The following is a 17,271-nucleotide window of genomic DNA, read 5'->3' as shown; positions in this document are numbered from 1 at the left end:
GCGATGAAAACATTCAAACCGGCTTTATTAAGCCTGTGTCTGGCGGCCGGGCTGCTGTCCGCCACGGCGTTTGCGGCGGACAGCGTCATCATCAAACCGCTGAACAATGTTCCGGCCGGCTTTATCAAGGGCGTGGATATTTCTACCCTGGCGGATGTGGAACAACACGGCGGCAAGTTCTACGACCAGAACAACGTTCAACAGGATCCGCTGGTCATCCTCAAACACAACGGCGTGAACTATGTGCGTCTGCGCCTGTGGGTCGATCCGCAAGACAGCGCAGGCCAACCTTATGGCGCCGGCAATAACAATCTCGCCACCACGCTGGCGCTGGCCAAGCGCGTCAAGGCGCAGGGCATGAATCTGCTGCTGGATTTCCATTACAGCGACTTCTGGACCGATCCCGGCAAACAGTTCAAGCCGAAGGCCTGGGACAAAATGAGCTATGACCAGCTGAAAACGGCGATCCATGATTATACCCGCGACACTATCGCCAGCTTCAAGCAGCAAGGCGTGTTGCCGGATATGGTGCAGATCGGCAACGAGATTAATGGCGGCATTCTGTGGCCGGAAGGCAAAAGCTGGGGCCAGGGCGGCGGGGAGTTCGATCGGCTGGCCGGGTTGCTGAACGCGGCGATCGCCGGGCTGCGGGAAAACCTCGATTCGCCTTCACAGGTGAAAATCATGCTGCATTTGGCCGAGGGCACCAAGAATGACACTTTCCGCTGGTGGTTTGACGAGATAACCCGGCGCAATGTGCCGTTCGATGTCATAGGTTTGTCGATGTACACCTATTGGGACGGCCCTATCTCAAAGCTGCAAACCAATATGGACGACATCAGCAAGCGGTATAACAAGGACGTGATTGTGGTAGAGGCCGCTTACGGTTATGGCCTGGAAAATTGCGACGATACCGACAACAGTTTCTCCGCCAAAGAAGCGCAGGATGGGGGATATCCGGGTACCGTTCAGGGGCAGGCCGATTTTATTCGCGATCTGATGCAGAGCATTATTAACGTGCCGGATAACCGTGGCAAAGGCGTGTTTTATTGGGAACCGACCTGGATCGCCGTGCCGGGCGCCGGTTGGGCTACGCCGGCCGGGATGAAATATATCGGTGAATCCGGCAAGGATGGCAATGCGCGTGAAAATCAGGCGCTGTTTGATTGCCGGGGTAAAGTGCTGCCTTCCTTAAAGTCATTTAATTAACTGTGCCAGTCCGTAATAAAGAATTTCGGTAATTATTTCCTAAGGAATCATGATGAATAAATTTCCTCCTTTGAGTGCAAAGGTGCCTGGCCTATTGCATGGAGCCGACTACAACCCGGAACAATGGGTTAATTATCCGGGCATGGTGGAGAAAGATGTCGCGCTGATGAAGCAGGCTAACTGCAATATTATGTCGGTGGGGATATTCAGCTGGTCGAAGCTGGAACCTGAAGAGGGTAAATATCAATTCGCCTGGTTGGACGAGGTGCTGAATAAGTTATATGGGCAGGGCATTCACGTGTTTTTGGCGACGCCAAGCGGCGCGCGCCCGGCGTGGTTGTCGCAGAAATACCCGGAGGTGCTGCGCGTAGGGCGCAATCGGGTACCGGCGCTGCACGGCGGCCGACATAACCATTGCCTGTCATCCCCGGTGTATCGCCGCAAGGTGAAAGAGATCAACCTGGCGTTGGCGCAGCGCTATGCGCACCACCCGGCGGTGATCGGCTGGCATATTTCCAACGAATACAGCGGCGAATGCCATTGCAGCCGTTGCCAGAGCGATTTCCGCGCTTGGCTACAGCAGCGTTATCAGACGCTGGAGCAATTGAACGAGGCCTGGTGGAGCGATTTCTGGAGCCATACCTACAGCGACTGGTCACAGATTGAATCGCCTGCGCCGCAGGGCGAGGTGTCGATTCACGGTCTGAACCTGGACTGGCGGCGTTTTTGCAGCACCCAGGCCACCGATTTCTGCGCGCAGGAAATTGCGCCGCTGAAGGCGGCCAATCCGGACTTGCCGGCCACCACCAACTTTATGGAATATTTCTACGATTACGATTACTGGCAGATGTCGAAAGTCATCGATTTCATTTCCTGGGACAGCTACCCGATGTGGCATAACCGGCAGGACGAAACCGGCCTGGCCTGCTATACCGCCATGTTCCACGACCTGATGCGCAGCCTGAAGCAGGGCAAGCCTTTTGTATTGATGGAATCGACGCCGAGCGTCACCAACTGGCAGCCGATCAGCAAGCTGAAGAAACCGGGCATGCATATTCTCTCCTCACTGCAGGCGGTCGCGCACGGTGCGGATTCGGTGCAGTACTTCCAGTGGCGCAAAAGCCGTGGCTCGGTGGAGAAGTTCCACGGCGCGGTGATTGACCACTCCGGGCGGCTGGATACCCGCGTCGGCAAGGAAGTGAGTGAGCTGGGCCGCTTGCTGGCCGCCATGGCACCGGTCGCCGGTAGCCGTGTCGAGGCGCAGGTGGCGATTATCTTCGACTGGGAAAGCCGCTGGGCGATGGACGATGCGCAGGGGCCGCGCAACGCCGGGCTGCATTACGAGCAGACGGTGGTGGAGCATTATCGTCCGTTCTGGGAGCAGGGCATCGCGGTGGATATCATCAACGCCGATTGCGATCTTTCCGGCTACAAGCTGGTGATTGCACCAATGCTGTATATGGTGCGCGAAGGCGTTGCCGAGCGGGCGGAAGCCTTTGTCCGGCAGGGGGGCCAGTTTGTCGCCAGCTACTGGAGCGGCATCGTCAATGAAAGCGATCTGTGCCATTTGGGCGGTTTCCCGGGGCCACTGCGGCCGTTGCTGGGCGTTTGGGCGGAAGAGATCGACAGCCTGACGGATGACGAAACCAACAGCATTCGCGGTGTGCCAGGCAACGAACTGGGCTTGCAGGGCAGCTATCAGGCGCGCCATCTGTGCGAGTTGATCAACCTGGAAGGCGCCACCGCGCAGGCGGTCTACGGCAGCGATTTCTATGCCGGCCGCCCGGCGTTGACGGTCAACCGCGTTGGCGACGGCAAGGCGTGGTACGTCGCTTCGCGCAACGATGCCTCTTTCCAGCGCGATTTCTTTATGGCGATAGCGCAAGAACTGGCGTTGCCGCGCGCACTGGATACCCTATTGCCGCCGGCCGTGACCGCACAGCGGCGCACCGACGGGGAATCCGAGTTTATTATCGTGCAAAACTACAGCGACAAGGCAAAAGCCGTGGCGCTGCCTGCGGTGTATGTCGATATGTCGGATGCGGCGACCTTGCAGGGCGAAATGACTCTGGCCCCTTGGGGCTGCCGCATATTGACCCGCAAGTTGGCCTAGTTTCTTCCCCTTGCGCCCGTTCAGTCGAACGGGCGTTTTTTTACGCCCGTATCTTATGAGGAAATAACCATGGTCAGTTTAAAAGCCTTTACGCATTATTTCTCGCACCCGAAATCGCCGGTGGAAGATAATAACGTCGATATGCCGTTTTTAGAAACGCTGATGCGGCATCTGGGCGGCCGAGAAAATATCCGGCATGTCGATGCCTGTATTACCCGCTTGCGCGTGACGGTGGTGGATTTAGCCAAAGTCGATACGGAAGGTTTGCAGCAGTCGGGCGCGTTGGGGGTCATTATTATTGGTCAGGAGGTTCACGCGATATTTGGCAAGCAGTCGGATAATTTGCGTAAATTATTGGCGGAACGGTTCTCGGTTAATCATCAGGAATAAAAAATAATGGGTAACCACCCAAGGGTGGTTACCCATGGACGACAGCAACCGGAGAGCGTCGTCAAAGACACAGGAGATAATGATGAGAGAAAGTTAAGGTCTGCCAATAAGCCAAGAGTCGTTATTTACCCTGGGGCATGCCTGTTACCACCAGGCTTCAACCTGCACGCCAAAGTTCCAGGTATTGCTGGCGGTGCCGTCCTTGAATGAATTGCCTTGCTCTGAATCATTGAGATAGGAGGCATATACGCGCAATTCAGGGCGGGACATGAATTCCGGCCCATCCGCCAGCCCCAGCGCCAGCGTGTATTTCTCGCCGCCTTGCTTGTAATGGCTGCCGTCTTTGTGGTCATCTTTCTGGTAGAAAGCGCCGGCTTCGCCAATGCCGCGCACGTACTGCGTGAACTGGTACTGCGCCCGGCCCACCAGAGAGATCAGGTTGCTTTTGTCGATCGCATCGCTGAGGTCGTTGGCCGAACCCCAGGTCAACACGTGGTTAAGGGAGAACTTATCGGTAATCGGGATCAGCCCGGTATTGATCACCCGATAACCGGTGGCATCGCGGGTATTGTTCCAGACGTCATACCAACCGCCGCCCTGGGACACCATGTTCTGCGCCAGACCTTTGGTAGCGTACTGCAACACCAATTTGTTATAGCCGCCCAGCATGTCCTGGCTGATCTCGCCGGTCAGCATCACGCCGTTTTCTGCGTCATACAGGCCGCCGTACTCTTTTTGCTTGTTGGTCGGGTTCGGCATCGCATAGTCGATACCAAACTCGGTCCAGGCACCGGTCCACGGCTTCCAGCCGGCATAGCGCAGGTCGATATAGTTGATGTTGAGGTCGTTATCGTTGTCGACACGGTAGTCCACGTCGTTGCCGTCACCGCGGATCCAGGCCACGGAGATGGCGCCCGGCCCGAAGGAGAGGTTTTCCACGCCGGCACCGGCGCCGGATATGTTCCAGTATTTGGTATCTATGATGTGCAGGTCATGGCGCTGATAGTAGCGCTTGCCGCCCCAAATCACCGCGTTCGGGTCGCCCGGGATCAGCCCCTTGATTTGCAGATTAAGCTGACGCAACCCGAATTCGGCGTCATCCCCCAGCGTGGTTTCGCTGTCGTTCGAGCCGTCCGATACCATGCTGACCATAGTGTCGAGATAGAAGCTGACGTCGTTCTTTTTGTAGACTTCACTGCCCAGTTCGATTTCACCGTAGGTATCGGACTCGTTGCCCAGACGGCCAATTTTGTTTTTCTGCCATTCTTCTAATCCACCATCCTGCGATACGCCGACCCCGGAACGCAGGTAGCCATGGAAATCGATCCCTGGGGTCTCGACGGCAAAGGCGACCGGTGAGGAAAGCGCCATCGCCAAAGCGACAGACAATGTGCGTAGTCTTGTTTTCATGTATGCCTCATTATGTTTTTTGTATTACGTTCACATCCACGCAGCAATAGAATGGCTAATCATGACAACAAACAATCGCATTGTTGATTTATTGTGATTTAGTGCAAATAAAACAGCGGGATTTGTAACGGTTAGTGAGAGGGATCACTAAGACATGGCATGTGAACGAATAACTTTTTTGGAAATTTGATGGATGTGATCGGGGTAACTATGCGGTGAGGAGGGGGCCTGTTACAATCAGTTCAGAGCAATCACAGGGAACGGATTATGAAGTCGAAAAGCACCACGTTAGAGGATGTTGCCCGTCATGCCGGCGTGTCTTACCAGACGGTTTCACGGGTGCTGAACAAGTCGGCCAATGTCTCTGAAGCCACGCGTCGCAAGGTCGAGCAATCCATTGAATTGCTCAGGTACGTGCCCAATCGCCTGGCGCAGCAGTTGGTGGGCAAACAGAGCCGAACGGTGGGGCTGGTCACCATCTCCCTGGCTCTGCATGCCCCTTCGCAGGTGGCGGCGGCGGTAAAACGTTACGCCAATGCGGAAGGTTATCAGGTACTGATTTCAATGATCGATGAGAACGTCAATCATGGCATACAGGACTCGATCAACGATCTCAAATCGCAGCGGGTAGAAAAGGTTATCATCAACGTACCGCTGGAGACGACGGCAGCGGAAAAAATTGCCGCCGACAACGATGACATTACCTGCCTGTTCCTCGACGTTGACCCTTACAGTTCCGTGTTTAACGTTTCTTTCAACCCGGCGGACGGCACCCGCGCCAGCGTCAAGTATTTATACGAACTGGGGCACCGCGACTTTGCCTTGCTGGCTGGGCCGCAATATTCCATTTCGGCCAATCTGCGGCTCAAGAACTGGCAGGAGGCGCTGCAGGATTATGGCCTGACGCCGGTCACGGTGCTGCACGGCAACTGGGACGCGCAAAGCGGTTACGCCGGCGCATTGCAGATGCTGCGCGAGACCCCGCATTTCTCGGCGGTGCTGGTGGGGAATGACCAAATGGCGCTCGGGCTGCTAAGCGCTTTCCATCAGAACCAACTGCCGATACCGGGGCAAAAGTCGGTGATTGGCTATGACGATGCTTATGAAAGCGCCTTCTTCTACCCGGCGTTGACCACCGTCTCGCTGGATCTGGATTTACAGGGCAAGGAAGCGGTCAGGAAGGTGCTCAATACCAGCGAGAGCGAGCCGTCTCGCGCGTCATCGATTTTGTCGGCAAAGCTGGTGATCCGTAATTCCACCGGGCCGCGCGAGCATAACGACAAGGACTTGAAGCAGATTGCCGAACAGCTGCGTCTGCTGGCGCAACGCCTGGAGCAGTGATCGCGGCCAGGCGTTGTTCGACATCGGTATTGTCAGGCTCCGGTGTTTGCGTCCCAAACCGCCAGCAAGGGCGTGATGGCGCTATCGAGCACCGCATGGCTGACGCCGTCGCGCGCCAACGTCGAAACGCCCAGCAGGAAACTGTCGAACAAGGTGGCGATGGCGGCAGCGTCGGTATCCCTGGCCAGTTCGCCGCCGGCAATGCCTCTTTTGATGCAGTGAATAAAACCGTTCAGCGTACGCCGGCGCGAATCGGCAAGCGGTTTCAGCACCGCCGAGTGCTCCTCCGCACCGCCTGACATGACGCCCAAGGCGACCATGCACCCCTTGGGATGTTGATCCTCACACTGCATCTTCACCGAGCGGCGCAGCGAGGTTTCAATCGCCACTCTGGGGGGTAACGAGTCATCCCAGAGCGCATCATTGACCCGCCCATAGCTGTTGAGATAGCAGGCTACCGCTTCTCTGAACAGCGCCTCTTTCGAACCAAAGGCGGCATAAAAGCTGGGCGCGGTAATGCCGCCGCCAATCTGCGCTTTAAGCTGAGCCAAAGACGTGGCCTCATACCCATGTTGCCAAAACAGATGCAATGCCTGCTGAACGGCCTCGTCGCGGTCGAACCGGCGAGGGCGACCCAGTTGTGCCATGACTGACTCCAGGTTTGTAAGTTATATACCGATTAGTATAAATCTTGTTGACACTCAGATGATAGCTCCTTAGCATAATTATACCACTCGATACATAAATCAATTCCAGTGACGAACTGACCGAAATGCACGCTGGCGAAACGCGTGCATTTCGCTGTCGCCTATATTTGTACTGATCGATACATAAATGGATAAAGCATGAGCCAAACAACGACCCATTGCAGCGATGCCAGGGCAAACCCCGAGGCGGCACAGCCTTTGCCGATTGCCGCGCTGCTGGCATTAGCCATGACGGGATTTATTTGCATTGCTACCGAAACTCTTCCCGCCGGTTTGCTGGCCCAGATCGCCCCCGGCCTGCAGGTGTCGCCTTCGCTTGCCGGGCAGATGATCACCGCCTACGCGCTGGGTTCGGTACTGGCTGCCATTCCGTTGACGCTCGCCACTCAGCGCTGGCGGCGGCGTAACGTTTTGCTGCTGACCATTGCGGGTTTTTTTCTCTTTAACTCGATCACGGCCATGTCGGGCAGCTTTGCGGTTACGCTGACCGCGCGCTTTTTTGCCGGCGCGGCGGCGGGGCTGGCCTGGAGCCTGCTCGCCGGTTATGCGCGCCGGATGGTGGCGCCTCATCTTCAGGGCAAGGCGATGGCGGTGGCGATGTTGGGCGCACCGGTAGCGCTGTCGCTGGGCGTGCCGCTAGGAACCTGGCTGGGATCGGTGGTCGGTTGGCGCGCCGCCTTTGGCGTCATGTCGCTGCTGTCGTTGGCGTTAATCGTTTGGGTGCTGTCAACGGTACCGGATTATCCGGGGCAGTCGGGGGCAAAACGGATGCCGCTGTACAAGGTATTGATGACCCCCGGCGTCAGATCGGTGCTGGGCGTGGTGCTGTTGTGGATGTTCGCTCATAACATTCTCTATACCTACGTTGCGCCCTTTGTTGCGCCGGCCGGCCTTGGCGACCGGGTTGATACGGTGTTGCTTATTTTCGGGTTGGCGTCGCTGGCGGGGATATGGATCACCGGTCGGGTGGTTGATCGCCACCTGAGAACGGCGGTGCTGACCAGCCTCGCGCTCTTTGCCGCCACCAGCGTGCTGTTGGGCGCGGGGCTTCAGAATGCGGGGGTGATCTATGCCGGCATGGTGCTGTGGGGATTGAGTTTCGGCGGTGCGGCGACGCTCTTGCAGACCGCACTGGCGGATGCCGCCGGTGAAGGTGCGGATGCGGCGTTGGCCATGAACGTGGTCACCTGGAACAGCGCCATCGCGGGCGGCGGCATTTTCGGCGGGATCTTGCTTGATCGGTATGGCCCGGCGTCTTTCCCCTGGGCCGCGCTGGCGCTGTTGTTGGGCGCACTGGCTGTCGCGGCTGCGGCTAAACGGCATGGGTTTTCTGCGGGGAGACGCCAGGGCTGAACCTGGGTTTGCAGATGGCGCATTCCGTGCGCCATCCGGTTTCCAACATCGGGTCAGGTGTTATCTACCCGGGGATTGGAATGTGTCGGTTGACTGGGGTATTCCACCTGATGCTTGTGCAAATAGTCCCGTATCAGTTGCCGGATCACCTGAGAAGGGGTGACGTCCTGTTGCAGGCACAGCTCTTCAAGGGCTTTTTTCTTATCCGGGTCGATGAGTATCGTCAGTCGCGCCGTTTTCTTTTCCATGAGGATTCCTCCAGAGGATGATAATCAAATGATAATGGCATGCTGAGTAATCGGCCATTTAATTCACCGCGTTAGCTAAAATGCAGCCGCTCAATTTTGCGCGACAGAAAACCCAGGTCACAGCCAAAGGCCGGCCCGACGGCGGCGGAAAGGCGGCGCAGCAGGCTGAGCGGCGTCTCAAGTTGGCCCGGCCTAGCGTAAATGATGACGTTGCCGCTGGGTGCCACGCAGTAAAGAACGGTTTTAAACGCGCAGTGCAAGCTGTGGTACAGCAACGTGCCTTCATCGGGGACTTCGTGATAGTTCAACACCAGCCAGCCCTGAGGCGAAAGGCGAGCGGCGCATTGTTCCAGAAAAGTCCGCGTACCCTGCTGCGGGTCCATCGCGAAGGCGCTGTAGAGATCGGAAAATATCAGATCATAATGCCGCGTGGCGGGAGCCTGCAAAAAATCGGCGGCATCGGCGGTGTGCAAGATGACCCTTTCGTCAGCGGGCAGGGTGAAATAACGGCGGGCGACAGACACCACCGCCGGGCGCAGTTCCACCACGTCCAGCAGCATGCCGGGATCATAGGCATGCAGTGCCCGCACCAGACTGCCGCCGCCCAGACCGAGGATCAACGCAGCCGAAGGGGGTTGCCAGGCCACCGCCATCAGCATGGTTTTGATGTAGTTGTGAACCGGCACCTGCGGCGCACTGATGCACATTTTACTCTGCTCGCAAATGCCGTCGAAACGCAGGGTTCGATAGTCTTTGTGGTCAGAAACAATAATTTCGCCGCAGTGGTCTTCCTCCCGAGCGATCACCTGCCCACGGGGAGAAAAATCAAGGCTATTGAGTAAGTGATCAACAATAGACATGGTGGTTTCGCTTTGTCTCCTTTAGAAAATGGGGCTCATTTACGGGCGCACATAAATTCGGCGGTGCAAATGCGGCGGCCATTGACCGTGGCCAGCCCGGAAAAACGGGCAATGCCGGATCGTTGCCGGACAAAGGCGACGTCCATACGCAACTGGTCGCCGGGCCGGGCAGAGCGGTAGAAGCGGGCGCGCTGAATGGCCGCAAAGTAATAATGCTCGCCTTGCGACAGCGGGCCGAGAAAGTAGTGAGCCAGCAGACCGGTGCTCTGCGCCAGTGCCTCCACCATCAGGATACCGGGGAAAACGGTAGTCTGGTGATGGCCGGTCCAAAAGGTCGGCTCATTGGCGGTAATGTTTTTGATGGCGCTTAAGCGCCCATCAGTAATCGACGTGCCGGCGGGCAAAATGCGGTCGACCAGCAGACAGGGGAACCGGTGTGGCAGGATAGATTGAACATCCTGGTACTGTAGGGGATTACCATTCAGCGGCATGATTGATTTTGGATCCTGTCAACGGGACGAAACGTGGCCAACGGTAGCCTCTGCGCCCGGCGGGAATGTAATGACATTATAATGTTATTATCATCTCATGCACTAACTGAAAAATCGGCAGGACGGGCATTAGCGATGAACGGTGACAACGTAACCTGAAATCGGCGCTAAAAACCAGCCTCTAACAAGTTGATGTATAGGGTTTTAATGGAAGATAAGGAGGGCCGCCATCAGGATGATGACGGCCAGAGCGGCGAATCAGTGTTTATCGCGCGTTATTTTATCGAGGTAACCCATCAGGAAAGCGGAAAGCACGAAGGTGAGATGGATAATCACATACCACATCAGCTTATTGTCCGGCACGTTCTTGGCATCCATAAATACCCGCAACAGGTGAATGGAAGAGATAGCGACAATGGATGCGGCTACCTTGCTCTTCAGTGAGGTGGCGTCCATTTTCCCCAGCCAGCTCAACTTTTCTTTGTGCTCGCTGATATCCAATTGCGAAACAAAGTTTTCATAGCCCGAGAACATCACCATGATCAGCAGGCCACCGACCAGCGCCATGTCGATCAGCGAAAGCAGGGTGAGCACCAGATCGCCTTCGGTCATGGAGAAAATGTTCGGCAGAACATGCAGGATCTCCTGGAAGAATTTGATCGACAGCGCCACCAGCGCCAACGACAAGCCGAAGTACACCGGAGCAAGCAGCCAGCGAGAGGCATACATAGCGTTTTCTATAAAGCGTTCCATAGTCATCTGAGTTTGTTACCAAAAGAGGCGCACAGTATAGCTCAGGACGCCCGGAGAAAGGCAAGTCGCGGGATATCGCGCAACTGCCGTTAATGGTGTAGCGAATTACCGCCACAGAGATGATGGCTTAACCATCAACGGATCCCCCAGACAAGGGATGAGAGAATGAAGGCTCGATTAAAAACCAGAAAAAAACCCCATCAGCAGATGGGGTAAAGGGGTAACGTTAAATTCTTTTTCCCATTCAGAGTGCCGGGTTTTTATACCACTTGTATATATAACAAAATCCTAAATTTTTAAGGGTGAGATAGCAGATGATATTCACCGAGCGCCACCGACAATGCAAAACACGAAAGGTTATCAATTCATCATGTCTTGACCGCTGTCAGGAGTGCGCACCAGGCTCTTAGCATCCCCAACCACAGCAATGCCGAAGCCGACTACTGATTAACCCCCTGGTTCCGCTGGTGCCTCTTCTTTCGCTGACGGATCGCTTTGCAAGGTTTCCGTAAGCGGTTTGGAAATCTCGCCGTAATACATTCATTAGAATGATATTGCTTATGATAAGCATTATCATTAACATGTATTTTATTAAGTCTACGTAGAAAGACCCTTCTTATCAGATTGTTAATTTTCGTTAATACCCTTGATCCCGATGAATTACCGGGGCGAAGCAACTGCGAGCAAATACCAATAATTATTGCAGGGCTAATACATGTGCAAAACTTTTAACTACCAGGGAATTATCGGGCATTCCATCCTATGGGGGACATTGATCACCAACTCCTTTAACGCTAATGCTGAAATAAATAAAACGCCATTAGAAAAGACCACGCAAAATGAAGAGGAAATAACGGTTGTCGCGCCCGTTATCGAGAAAAAGGCCGGGACAATAACCACGATTACCGCGCAAGACATGCAGAAAAAAGGGGGTAACGATTTCGGTTCGATCATGCGTTATGAACCGCTGATTAGCGCCACGGGCGTCAGCGGGGGCTCGTCCTCGGGCAAAAGCGGTTTCGATCGCAGCGGCTACACCGGGTATAACATTCGCGGCCTGGAGAGCAATCGCGTCGGCCTGGATGTCGACGGCATTCCACAGCCAGACGCCACCGGGCGCAGCTATGTCAGCCGAGCCGGCCTTAATACCTTTGGCATCGGCAGGGACTATATTGACCCTTACATGTACGGCCAGGTGGAGATCGAATCGGGAGCGACCTCGATTGAACGCAGCAATACGTCTATCGGCGGTGCCGTTTCGTTTTCGCCGAAGTCGGCAGATCAGTACCTGTCGCCGTCCAAACAGACTTACTTTGGTTACCAGAGCGATTACGACTCGTCCAACCGCAGTTGGCACAACGGCATTACCGCAGCTGCGGGCGATGACCAACTTCGCGGGGTGTTTGTTTATAGCCGCCGCGACGGCCAGGAAACGCGCAACAACAGTGGCACTCACCAGGCTTACCCGGCCAACTGGCATTCCAATGCGCTGATGGCGTCCGGGATCTGGCAGCCAAGTGACGAACACAAACTGACAGGTACGGTGGATTACTACGATAAAACCAACCACACCCATTACGACAGTTGGAACTCGGCCGGCAGCGCTATCCTGGGTACCGCACAGCAGCAAAGCAATACGCGCCGCTGGGGTGTGAGCCTGAAAGATGAATGGACGCCGTACAATGATTTCGTCGACACCCTGACATCAAAAGCCTATTACCAGCAGACCCAGGCGCATGACAACACCTACATGCCCACCAGCACCGGCAGCATGGAGCGGGTTTACTCCGACTACAACGTCAATACCTACGGTTTTGAAACGCAGATGGCCAAAACGCTGGGTCGCCATACGCTGAGCGGAGGGCTAAACGCGAGGTTAACCGATACCGAGCGGCCATTCCGTGAAGAGCCGGCACCCAGCGCGTTCACGGCCATCATGCAACCGGAATCAGACAGCCGCAGCTACGCGTTGGGCGGTTTTGTGCAGGACAAGATCCAATTTGATCTCGATGGGCAGGGTTTTGCCGTGGTGCCGGGCGTGCGCGTGGCTCACCAGAGCACCAAGCCGCAGAACCTGACCAGCCTGACCACCGGCAGCACGGTGCTGACGGAGTCTGAACTGGAAACCTTGTACGGCAAAAGCAACACCGACACCCAGATATTGCCGTCTCTCAGCCTCGAGTACGATATTACGCCGGCGCTGTTGACCTATCTGCAGTACAAGCGTGGCGCACAGTTCCCGAACGCCAGCCAGCTGTACGGCTCATGGAATCTCGGCTCCAGCTATGCGGGCACGGCGCAGTATGCGTTGATCGGCAACGCCGAGCTGAACACCGAGACCAGCAACAATCTGGAATGGGGCGTGAAGGGAGACGTCGTGGACGGGGTGACAATGCGCACGTCGCTGTTCTACAACACCTATAAAAACTTCATTGCGTATACCCGTTATCAACGGGCCGGCAGCCCGGACAAGTTCGCTAATGTGCCTTCCAATATCTACACCATTTATCAAGCGGAAAACCGTGATAAAGCCTATATCTACGGCGCTGAAATCAGTACCAGGCTGAATTTTGGCACCTGGTTCGAGCAGGTTAACGGGCTGAGCGCGAATTTTGCGCTGGGGTATAACCAGGGCAAATCCAAGTCCAGCTATTCCGGCGATAAATATGTCGATATCGACAGCGTAGCGCCAATGAAAGCCATCGTGGGCGTGGCGTGGGACGATCCGGCGAAACGCTACGGTGCGGCGGTAACGGCAACCTTCGTCAAAGGCAAGCAGGCGACGGCGACCAACCGTGAAAGCTACAACAACGCCAGCGGCAGTACGCTCACCGACGCCACCACGGAATATCTGCGCGTGCCGGGTTACGGCCTGGTGGATATGTCCGCCTACTGGCAGGTTGCCCGCAATGTGAAACTGAGCGGCGGCGTGTATAACATCACCGACAGAAAATACCGCGATTACCTGAGCAGCCGTGAACTCACGGACTCAACCCGTCAGGATGCCTACGACAATGCGTTGGCCGTCATGCCGGGAAGAACCTTCCAGCTTGGCGTCAACGTGGATTTCTAACGCCTGCATTTTGATCAACCGTTAGCGCTTATGCCGCCTTTCGTCAATGAAGGGCGGCTGTGGCGCTTTTATGAGGCTGAGCCTTCCGTTCTTAAAGGAGACTTCGGATGAAATCATGGGTTATCGGGTTACTGGCACTGCCGTTTTCGGTATTTGCCGGCGAACGTGTGATATCGATTGGCGGGGACGTCACGGAAATTATCTATGCTCTGGGCGCAGGGCAAACGCTGGTCGCACGCGACAGCACCAGTCAACAGCCGCCACAAGCCACAGCATTGCCGAACGTCGGTTATATGCGCCAGCTCAACGCCGAGGGGATCCTGGCGATAAAGCCTTCTTTGGTGATCGCCAGCGAACTGGCGCAACCCTCTTTGGCATTGCGGCAGATCGAGCAGGCTGGGGTGAAAGTCGTGACGGTAACGGGTAAACCCGAACTCAGCGCGATCGACGAAAAAATCGCCGTCATTGCCGCCACCTTGGGGCGTGAAAAGGAGGGGAAAGCCTTGCAGGCCAGGCTGGATCGTCAGATCGCCGCCATACCGACGCATCGATTGCCGGTCAGGGTGCTGTTTATCATGGCGCATACCGGCATAACGGCCATGGGCGCCGGTAGAGGCACCGCCGCTGAGGGAGCCATTCGCAGTGCCGGGTTGGAAAATGCCCTGGCCGGCGTGGCGCGCTATCAGTCGCTGACACAGGAAGGGCTGGTCGCCGCCGCGCCGCAGTTGCTGGTGATAGGCAAGGCCAGCCTGCAACGGATGGGGGGAGAAGCGAATATCTGGGCACTGCCGGGGTTGGCGTATACCCCCGCGGGCAAGCAGCGGCAGTTGCTGGTGATTGATGACAACGCCTTGCTGAGTTTTGGCCTGGATATGCCGACGGCCATAGGGCAATTGCGTCAGGCGGCCGAGGCCATCGCGCCTTAAGGTTTAACGCCTTTGTTATCCACGTGGCCCAATGGCCGCTCAGGGAAGCATCGATCGCGCAAACGCTGTTTGAGCGCCGCCGCGTCGGGGAAGCCGTCTTCGATTTTGCGATCCCAGATGACGAATCCATCCACGGTGATCTCATAAATGCCGCCGGTGCCGGGAACCAGCGTCACGGCGGCCAAATCGGTGCTGAAGGTGTGGAGCAATTCTTGCGCCATCCACGCGGCACGCAGCAGCCAGTTGCATTGCGAACAATAGTGAATGGTGACGACAGGGGACGTTTTCATTGGGCGGACCTGGGCGGTAAGATTTCCTCATCATCGAATGCCGCCGCTGCCCTGTCAAGCCGGCCGGTCAGGGCGCAACAGGGTCAAATCGATCTGCCATTTATTGATTTTATTGTACAGCGTGGTGCGCGATAGCCCGAGTAGCCGCGCGGCCTGCCGCAGATTGCCGCCACTGGATCCAATCACCTGCATGATATGGGTACGTTCGTTATCTTCCAGCCTGGCGGACGGTGCGGCTTCAGGGGCAGGACGATCACGAGCGATTTCCTCCGGCAGGTCGCCCACGTCGATCTGCAGCCCTTCGCACAGGTTCACCATTCGTTCCACCAAGTTTTCCAGTTCGCGCACGTTGCCCGGCCAGCGCCAGGCGCTCAGGCAGGCCATCGCCTGCGGTGATACCTGCGGCGGGATCTTTTTCATGCGCGTACAGAGTTTGTGAATAAAGCCGTTAACCAGCCCGACGATATCCTCCCGTCGTTCGCGCAGCGGCGGAACGGAGAGGGAGATGACGTTCAGGCGATAATACAGATCGCGCCGGAAAGCGCCTTTTTCCACTGCCAGCGCCAGATCGCAATTGGTGGCCGCCACGATGCGTACGTTGACCTTCACCGGGTGGGTGGCGCCGATCCGCAAGACTTCACTCTCCTGCAGCACGCGCAGCAGGCTGGTTTGCGCATCCAGCGGCATTTCGCCGATTTCATCGAGCAGCAGAGTGCCGCCATCCGCCAGCTCAAATTTGCCGGCGGAACCGCCACGGCGCGAGCCGGTAAAGGCGCCATCCACGTAACCGAAAAGCTCGCTCTGCACCAGATCGCGCGGCAAGGCACCGCAGTTAACGGCAACGAAGGGCTCATTGCTGCGTGCGCTGCCGTTGTGGATCGCTTGGGCAAACAGCTCTTTGCCGGTGCCGCTTTCGCCGGTAAGCAGCACGGTGCTGTCGCTGCGGCTGCTGGTGCGCGCCTTGGCGATGGTTTCCCGTATGCGGCTGGAATGGCCGTAAATCATGTCAAAGGTATAGCTGGCGCTGACGCCCATCACGCGGCGGGTAATAGCGCGAATACGCTGGTTCTCCCGTAGGGAGAGCACCCGGCCGTCATCCGGCGCGGGCATCAGTGAAATCACGCAGGAGAGGGCCGGTTTGCCTTCGGGCCTAAAAACCATTTCGCGGTCATTGCAAAACGGCATGGTCAGCAGCGAGCCGGACTGCGGGCGCAGCAACTGATCGATAGGCAATTCGCCAGGCTCCAGCCCGTCAAAAATCTGGCGCGCATAACGATTGACGGTTTTCAGCCTGCCGTGGCGATCGCAGACAATAACGCCTTCATTCAGCGTTTCCAGAATGGACTGTTGCTCCGCCAGCAGCCTATGCAACTGCAGTTGTTGGCCGACCGCCTCCGCAGCCGCCTGCACAGTGCCCAGGGTGTGGGCGTTGAAGTTATCCGGCGTGGCGGTGAGCGTCAGCACGCCGATCATCATGCCCTCGGCGTTACGCACCGGCGCCGCCGCACATTGGCGATGGCGCTGACGCAGGCCCATTTTCCAGTTTTCACCGCTTAACACATACACCAGACGCTGTTCCCGCAGGCAGCGCGCGGTGCAGTTGGTGCCCTGAACGTCCTCGCGCAGAATGCTGCCGACCGGCGTCAAATCCGCGCCGCAGTAGTGAAGGGTGACGCCGTTGGCGTCGGTCAGGTTGATGTGGCCGTCAGGGTTGTAGGCCAGCAGGTTTTCCATGATGCTGTGCGCCACCTTAATCAGCTCGCCATTTTGCGCCAGAATCATCTGCAACTTATCTGCCGGCGGCGACTGGTATAGGAACTCCTCGGGATCAATGCCGTATTCACGCGAACGTTGCCAGGATTGCAGGATCGACTTGCGGATCCAGCCGGGTTGCCCACCCTCGTTAAACGCCTGCCAGCCTTGCCAAAACAGGCTGTCCCACTCACCGGCCTCCGGGCCTTCCGGAAGGCTGAAAATCGGGTCGCTCTCATCTTTGATCGGCATCAGTCCGGCGGCAATGTGCATGCGGCTCTCCAGTTTGGAATGTAATGTTCATTTTATTGACATGTGAAATTGACATGTCAATTTAGTTGTCACTCTGTTGTGG

At 56.5% G+C, this 17,271-nt stretch carries 15 protein-coding genes; 7 read left to right on the top strand and 8 right to left on the bottom strand.

Annotation, left to right across the window (positions count from 1 at the left end; translation table 11 throughout):
• Nucleotides 1–3: 3 nt before the first annotated feature.
• The 3 genes from V2S86_RS07645 (at nucleotide 4) to V2S86_RS07635 (ending at nucleotide 3,712) form a co-directional block, all read left to right on the top strand.
• Nucleotides 4–1,209 (top strand): glycoside hydrolase family 53 protein, encoded by a 1,206-nt coding sequence (locus V2S86_RS07645; RefSeq protein ID WP_330761909.1) that lies wholly within the window; start codon nucleotides 4–6, stop codon nucleotides 1,207–1,209.
• A gap of 52 nt (nucleotides 1,210–1,261) precedes the next feature.
• Nucleotides 1,262–3,322 carry a beta-galactosidase gene (locus V2S86_RS07640; RefSeq protein ID WP_330763168.1) on the top strand — a complete coding sequence of 687 codons (2,061 nt, stop codon included), beginning with the start codon at nucleotides 1,262–1,264 and terminating at the stop codon, nucleotides 3,320–3,322.
• Nucleotides 3,323–3,391: 69 nt separating this feature from the next.
• A complete protein-coding gene (locus V2S86_RS07635) occupies nucleotides 3,392–3,712 on the top strand; it encodes a PTS transporter subunit EIIB (protein ID WP_330761908.1) in 321 nt (106 codons plus the stop codon).
• Nucleotides 3,713–3,856: 144 nt separating this feature from the next.
• Here the strand turns inward: V2S86_RS07635 and V2S86_RS07630 are convergent, their stop codons facing one another.
• Entirely contained in the window at nucleotides 3,857–5,122 is a 1,266-nt protein-coding gene (locus V2S86_RS07630) for a maltoporin (RefSeq protein ID WP_330761907.1), read from the bottom strand.
• Nucleotides 5,123–5,389: 267 nt separating this feature from the next.
• Between V2S86_RS07630 and V2S86_RS07625 the strand changes: the two genes are divergently transcribed.
• Complete coding sequence (locus V2S86_RS07625) at nucleotides 5,390–6,463, top strand: LacI family DNA-binding transcriptional regulator (RefSeq protein WP_330761906.1); 1,074 nt, start codon at nucleotides 5,390–5,392, stop codon at nucleotides 6,461–6,463.
• 32 nt (nucleotides 6,464–6,495) lie between these two features.
• On the opposite strand, the gene V2S86_RS07620 is transcribed toward V2S86_RS07625, so the two are convergent.
• On the bottom strand, nucleotides 6,496–7,110 hold the full coding sequence (locus tag V2S86_RS07620) for a TetR/AcrR family transcriptional regulator (RefSeq protein WP_330761905.1): 615 nt from the start codon (nucleotides 7,108–7,110) through the stop codon (nucleotides 6,496–6,498).
• Between the two features lie 198 nt (nucleotides 7,111–7,308).
• On the opposite strand from V2S86_RS07620, the gene V2S86_RS07615 reads away from it, so the two are divergent.
• Nucleotides 7,309–8,523, top strand: a complete 1,215-nt coding sequence (locus V2S86_RS07615; RefSeq protein ID WP_330761904.1) for an MFS transporter — start codon at nucleotides 7,309–7,311, stop codon at nucleotides 8,521–8,523.
• A 53-nt stretch (nucleotides 8,524–8,576) separates the two neighbouring features.
• Here the strand turns inward: V2S86_RS07615 and V2S86_RS07610 are convergent, their stop codons facing one another.
• The 4 genes from V2S86_RS07610 to V2S86_RS07595 form a co-directional block, all read right to left on the bottom strand.
• Nucleotides 8,577–8,771, bottom strand: coding sequence for a ribbon-helix-helix protein, CopG family (locus V2S86_RS07610; RefSeq protein ID WP_004944384.1), 195 nt, complete (start codon nucleotides 8,769–8,771; stop codon nucleotides 8,577–8,579).
• A gap of 71 nt (nucleotides 8,772–8,842) precedes the next feature.
• Complete coding sequence (locus tag V2S86_RS07605) at nucleotides 8,843–9,631, bottom strand: spermidine synthase (protein ID WP_330761903.1); 789 nt, start codon at nucleotides 9,629–9,631, stop codon at nucleotides 8,843–8,845.
• Between the two features lie 35 nt (nucleotides 9,632–9,666).
• Complete coding sequence (gene fabZ / locus V2S86_RS07600; RefSeq protein WP_330761902.1) at nucleotides 9,667–10,122, bottom strand: 3-hydroxyacyl-ACP dehydratase FabZ; 456 nt, start codon at nucleotides 10,120–10,122, stop codon at nucleotides 9,667–9,669.
• 258 nt (nucleotides 10,123–10,380) lie between these two features.
• On the bottom strand, nucleotides 10,381–10,875 hold the full coding sequence (locus tag V2S86_RS07595) for a TIGR00645 family protein (protein WP_330761901.1): 495 nt from the start codon (nucleotides 10,873–10,875) through the stop codon (nucleotides 10,381–10,383).
• Nucleotides 10,876–11,590: 715 nt separating this feature from the next.
• Between V2S86_RS07595 and V2S86_RS07590 the strand changes: the two genes are divergently transcribed.
• Both V2S86_RS07590 and V2S86_RS07585 read left to right on the top strand, forming a co-directional pair.
• The gene (locus tag V2S86_RS07590; protein WP_330761900.1) at nucleotides 11,591–13,948 is read left to right on the top strand and encodes a TonB-dependent receptor domain-containing protein; all 2,358 of its coding nucleotides are present in this window, start codon (nucleotides 11,591–11,593) and stop codon (nucleotides 13,946–13,948) included.
• Between the two features lie 107 nt (nucleotides 13,949–14,055).
• Nucleotides 14,056–14,874 (top strand): heme/hemin ABC transporter substrate-binding protein, encoded by an 819-nt coding sequence (locus tag V2S86_RS07585; RefSeq protein ID WP_330761899.1) that lies wholly within the window; start codon nucleotides 14,056–14,058, stop codon nucleotides 14,872–14,874.
• Here V2S86_RS07585 and V2S86_RS07580 read toward each other — a convergent pair.
• Together V2S86_RS07580 and V2S86_RS07575 are read right to left on the bottom strand one after the other, a co-directional pair.
• Complete coding sequence (locus V2S86_RS07580) at nucleotides 14,871–15,164, bottom strand: SelT/SelW/SelH family protein (RefSeq protein WP_330761898.1); 294 nt, start codon at nucleotides 15,162–15,164, stop codon at nucleotides 14,871–14,873. The two genes, V2S86_RS07585 and V2S86_RS07580, sit on opposite strands and share 4 nt — an antisense overlap.
• 54 nt (nucleotides 15,165–15,218) lie before the next feature.
• Nucleotides 15,219–17,189 (bottom strand): sigma-54-dependent Fis family transcriptional regulator, encoded by a 1,971-nt coding sequence (locus tag V2S86_RS07575; protein WP_330761897.1) that lies wholly within the window; start codon nucleotides 17,187–17,189, stop codon nucleotides 15,219–15,221.
• Between the last annotated feature and the right edge of the window lie 82 nt (nucleotides 17,190–17,271).

Source organism: Serratia sp. C2(1), from assembly GCF_036352655.1.
GTDB classification, from domain to species: Bacteria; Pseudomonadota; Gammaproteobacteria; order Enterobacterales; family Enterobacteriaceae; genus Serratia; species Serratia inhibens.
The sequence above is the reverse complement of the archived record's forward strand: the minus strand, read 5'-3'. Positions and strand labels throughout refer to the sequence as shown.